This is a genomic window from Streptomyces sparsus, assembly GCF_054776295.1.
Genome location: NZ_BAAHCA010000296.1, coordinates 1 through 5,215, shown reverse-complemented (window position 1 = coordinate 5,215; position 5,215 = coordinate 1). Strand labels below are relative to the sequence as shown.

5 protein-coding genes are annotated in these 5,215 nt (G+C 70.1%); all 5 read left to right on the top strand.

Annotation, left to right across the window (positions count from 1 at the left end; translation table 11 throughout):
* Positions 1 to 175: ATP-binding protein (locus ACYVE9_RS14730; protein ID WP_461028292.1), on the top strand; the 175-nt coding region annotated here is incomplete at its 5' end.
* 5 nt (positions 176 to 180) lie between these two features.
* A complete protein-coding gene (locus ACYVE9_RS14725; protein ID WP_461028291.1) occupies positions 181 to 828 on the top strand; it encodes a response regulator in 648 nt (215 codons plus the stop codon).
* Between the two features lie 244 nt (positions 829 to 1,072).
* Positions 1,073 to 2,614 carry a glycosyl hydrolase family 18 protein gene (locus tag ACYVE9_RS14720; RefSeq protein WP_461028290.1) on the top strand — a complete coding sequence of 514 codons (1,542 nt, stop codon included), beginning with the start codon at positions 1,073 to 1,075 and terminating at the stop codon, positions 2,612 to 2,614.
* 320 nt (positions 2,615 to 2,934) lie between these two features.
* A complete protein-coding gene (locus ACYVE9_RS14715) occupies positions 2,935 to 4,698 on the top strand; it encodes a glycosyl hydrolase family 18 protein (RefSeq protein WP_461028289.1) in 1,764 nt (587 codons plus the stop codon).
* 161 nt (positions 4,699 to 4,859) lie between these two features.
* Positions 4,860 to 5,215: GNAT family N-acetyltransferase (locus tag ACYVE9_RS14710; RefSeq protein WP_461028288.1), on the top strand; the 356-nt coding region annotated here is incomplete at its 3' end.

Genomic DNA, 5,215 nt, shown 5'->3' with positions numbered 1-5,215 from the left:
GGTGGCCGTGGACAGTGCGCTGGGTGACCGGTCCGGGCCGGCGGTGCCGGGCTCCGGAGCCGGGCTGGTGGGCATGCGGGAGCGTGTCGCGCTGCTGGGCGGCGAGTTCGAGGCCGGACCGCAGGACGGCCGCTGGGTGGTGCGGGCGGTGTTCCCGCTGGACGAGGGAGAGTGAGCGGCGTGACGATCCGGGTGCTGGTCGCCGAGGACCAGTCCGCGGTCAGGTCCGGGCTGGTGCTGATCCTGGGCAGCGCGGCGGGCGTCGAGGTGGTGGGTGAGGCCGCCGACGGGGAGCAGGCCGTGCGGCTGGCGCGCGAACTGCGGCCCGACCTGGTGCTGATGGACGTGCAGATGCCGGAGCTGGACGGGGTCTCCGCGACGCGGCAGGTGGTGGCCGAGGGACTGGCGGACGTGCTGGTGCTGACCACCTTCGACCTCGACGAGTACGTCTTCGGTGCGCTGCGGGCGGGGGCCTCGGGTTTCCTGCTGAAGGACACCGACGCCGCGTCACTGGTGGAGGCGGTCCGCACGGTGGCGCGCGGTGAGGGAACGATCGCGCCGGCGGTGACCCGGCGGCTGATCGAGGAGTTCGCGAGCACGGGGGCGGCCCGGCCGCGCGTGCCGCAGCTGGAGTCGCTCACCGCGCGGGAGTACGAGGTGCTGGCGTGCCTGGGTGAGGGGCTGACCAACGCGGAGGTGGCCGGACGGCTGTTGATGGCGGAGGCCACGGTGAAGACGCACGTCAGCCGGGTGTTGGGCAAGCTCGGGTTGCGCAGCAGGACGCAGGCGGCGGTGCTCGCGAAGGAGTGGGGCGTCACCCGACCGTGACCGTCAAGTGGTCCAGACCTATTGATTATTGGTCCAGACCTCCATACTCTCGCTTCTCAACTGCGGCGATCGTGTCAGGTACAGGCGGACACGGTCCGGGCGGCGCAGGTACCCCCCGACGGACCGGCGGCACAGGCCGGCCACAGCTCGAGGAGCGCCCTTGAGAACGACACGCACCACCGCACGACGCACGACACGCAGAGCCCTCGCGGCCGCTGCGGCGCTGCTGATCCCCATCGGCGGCATGGTCGCCCTCGCCTCTCCGGCACAGGCCGCCGAGAAGGCGACGGCGACGTTCCAGAAGACGTCCGACTGGGGCAACGGCTTCGGCGGCCAGTGGACGATCAAGAACACCGGCGACACCACCCTGACCGACTGGAAGCTGGAGTGGGACTTCCCCGCCGGCACCGGTGTCGGCTCCCACTGGGACGCCAAGGTCACCAAGGACGGCAACAGCTACACGGCCGTCAACCTGGCCTGGAACGGGACGCTCTCCCCCGGTGCCAGCGTCAGCTTCGGCTTCAACGGCACCGGTCCGGGCTCACCCAGCGGGTGCCAGATCAACGGTGCGGCCTGCGACGGCTCCGGCGGCGACCCGGATCCCGACCCGGACCCCGATCCCGACCCGGACCCGGACCCCGATCCGGACCCCACCCCCGACCCGCCCGGTGAGTTCGTCAACCTGGGCTACTTCACCGAATGGGGCGTCTACGGGCGCGACTTCCACGTGAAGGACCTGGTGACGAACGGGTCGGCCGAGAAGCTGACGCACATCAACTACTCGTTCGGCAACGTGCAGAACGGCAAGTGCCTGCTGGACGACGCCTACGCGGCCACCGACAAGGCGTACTCCGCGGCGGAGAGCGTCGACGGCAAGGCCGACACCTGGGACCAGCCGCTGCGCGGCAACTTCAACCAGCTGCTGAAGCTGAAGAAGATGTACCCGCACATCAAGGTGCTCTGGTCCTTCGGCGGCTGGACGTACTCCGGCGGCTTCGGTGACGCGGTGAAGAACGCGGACGCGTTCGCCAAGTCCTGCCACGACCTGGTCAACGACTCCCGCTGGGCCGGCGTCTTCGACGGCATCGACCTCGACTGGGAGTACCCCAACGCCTGCGGCGCCACCTGCGACACCAGCGGCCCCAAGGCGTTCGAGACCATGATGCGGGCGATGCGGGCCGAGTTCGGCGACGACCTCGTCACCGCCGCCATCACCGCGGACGGTTCGAGCGGCGGCAAGATCGACGCCACCGACTACGCCGGGGCCGCCCGGTACTCGGACTGGTACAACGTGATGACGTACGACTTCTTCGGCGCCTGGGCGAAGACCGGTCCGACGGCACCGCACTCGCCGCTGAGGGCCTACGACGGCGTTCCGCAGCAGGGCTTCAACTCGGACGCGGCCATCCAGAAGCTCAAGGCCCAGGGCGTGCCGGCGAACAAGCTGCTGCTGGGGATCGGGTTCTACGGCCGCGGCTGGACCGGCGTCAGCCAGTCCGAGCCGGGCGGCACCGCGACCGGTGCGGCACCGGGCACGTACGAGGCGGGCATCGAGGACTACAAGGTCCTCAAGGACAAGTGCCCCGCCACCGGCACGATCGCCGGCACCGCGTACGCGCACTGCGGCGACGAGTGGTGGAGCTACGACACCCCGCAGACCATTCTCGGCAAGATGGACTACGCCAAGCAGCAGGGTCTCGGCGGCGCCTTCTTCTGGGAGACCAGTGGGGACACGTCCGACGGTGAGCTGATCACCGCCATCCACAACGGGCTCAACGCCTCGTAACACCTCTTACGGCGGTCCCGCCCACCTCGCGGGGTGGGCGGGACCGCTGCCTTCGGGGGCATCGACCGCCGGGGGGACGGCCCGCCCGCCGTCTCCCCGGCTTTCTTTTGGTCCAGACCTATTGACCGGTGGTCTGGACCTCTTTACGCTCCCCACAACTGTGGTGAGCACGTCAGGTCCATCGGGCGACGGCGCACTCATCGGGCGGCGCAGGTTCCACCGTTAATCGGATCTCTACCGAGGAGCCTTCCTTGACCAGAGGAACCATAAGACGCAGAGCGGCAGCGGTCCTCACCGCGCTGCTGCTCCCCCTGGCGGGCATGACGGTACTGGCCACCCCGGCCCAGGCCGCGTCAGCGACCGCCACCTACACCAAGACCTCGGACTGGGGCACCGGCTTCGAAGGCAAGTGGACCATCAAGAACACCGGCACCACGGCCATCAACGGCTGGACCCTGGAGTGGGACTTCCCCTCCGGCACCACCGTCGGCTCGTTCTGGGACGCCGACATCACCGGTTCCGGCGGACGCTGGAAGGCCACCGACCGCGGCTGGAACGGCACCATCGCCCCCGGCGCCACCGCCAGCTTCGGCTTCAACGGCACCGGCAGCGGAGGCGGCTCCGCCACCGGCTGCACCTTCAACGGCGGCTCCTGCGACGGCGGCAGCAACCCCGGCGACAACCCGCCCTCGGCCCCCGGCACCCCCACCGCCGGCACGGTGACCGACACCTCGGTCGCGCTCGGCTGGTCGGCCGCCACCGACGACAAGGGCGTCAAGAACTACGACGTCTACCGCGGCACCACCCGCGTCGGCACCGTCACCGGCCGTACCTACACCGACGACGGACTGACCGCCGGCACCGACTACACCTACACCGTGCGCGCCCGCGACACCGCCGACCAGGTCGGCCCGGCCAGCTCCCCGCTCACGGTCAGGACCACCGGCGGCGGCCAGGAACCGCCGCCCGGTGACCACATCAACCTCGGTTACTTCATCGAGTGGGGCGTCTACGGGCGCAACTACCACGTCAAGAACCTGGTCACGAGCGGCTCCGCGGAGAAGCTCACCCACATCAACTACTCGTTCGGCAACGTCCAGGGCGGCAAGTGCACGATGGGCGACGCCTACGCCGCCACCGACAAGGCGTACTCCGCGGCGGAGAGCGTCGACGGCAAGGCCGACACCTGGGACCAGCCGCTGCGCGGCAACTTCAACCAGCTGCTGAAGCTGAAGAAGATGTACCCGCACATCAAGGTGCTGTGGTCCTTCGGCGGCTGGACCTGGTCGGGCGGCTTCGGTGACGCCATGAAGAACCCGCAGGCGTTCGCCAAGTCCTGCCACGACCTGGTCAACGACTCGCGCTGGGCCGGTGTCTTCGACGGCATCGACCTCGACTGGGAGTACCCCAACGCCTGCGGCGCCACCTGCGACACCAGCGGTCCGGCCGTCATGAAGACCATGATGCAGGCCTTCCGCAGCCAGTTCGGCAAGCAGTTGGTGACGGCGGCCATCACCGCGGACGCCTCCTCCGGCGGCAAGATCGACGCGGCCGACTACGCCGGGGCCGCGCAGTACACCGACTGGTACAACGTGATGACGTACGACTTCTTCGGCGCCTGGGCGAAGACCGGCCCCACCGCACCGCACTCGCCGCTGAAGGCCTACGACGGGATCCCGCAGCAGGGCTTCAACTCCGACGCCGCCATCCAGAAGCTCAAGGCCAAGGGCGTACCGGCCAAGAAGCTGCTGCTGGGCATCGGCTTCTACGGCCGCGGCTGGACCGGCGTCACCCAGTCCGCACCGGGCGGCACCGCGACCGGCGCCGCACCGGGCACGTACGAGGCGGGCATCGAGGACTACAAGGTCCTGAAGAACAAGTGCCCCGTCACCGGCACCATCGCCGGCACCGCCTACGCGCACTGCGGAAACGAGTGGTGGAGCTACGACACCCCGCAGACCATCGCGGGAAAGATGGCCTACGCCAAGCAGCAGGGCCTCGGCGGCGCCTTCTTCTGGGAGACGACCGGCGACACCGCCAACGGTGAGCTGATCACCGCCATCCACAACGGGCTGAACGGCTAGCCCTTCGGTACACCACCCCCCGGCCGGCCGGGGAGACGGCCCGCCCGCCGCCTCCCCGGCCCGGTCGTGTCCCCATCCAGGGACCGGGCCCTCTCCGGGCGCCCGCGGTAGCCGTCCCGAAAGCCTTGCGGCCCACCCCGTCCACGGACCAAGATCGTCGAATGGACCAGACCGCGTACGCGCTGCGCCCGGCTGCACCGGAAGACGCCGGATTCCTCACCTCGATGCTCCTGGACGCGGTGAACTGGCAGCCGGGGCGGGCGCCGACCAGCCGCGAGCAGGCACTCGCCGAGCCGTTGATCGCGCACTACATCAGCGGCTGGCCGCAACCGGGCGACCTCGGCCTGGTCGCGGAGACGAAGGACGGCACGGACGCGCCGCGAGCCGTCGGCGCCGCCTGGCTCCGGCTGTTCGGCACCGCCGACGCCGAGGCCGGATTCGTCGCCGAGAACGTGCCCGAGCTCACCTTGGCCGTCGCCGCCGAACACCGCGGCCGCGGCCTGGGACGCGCCCTGCT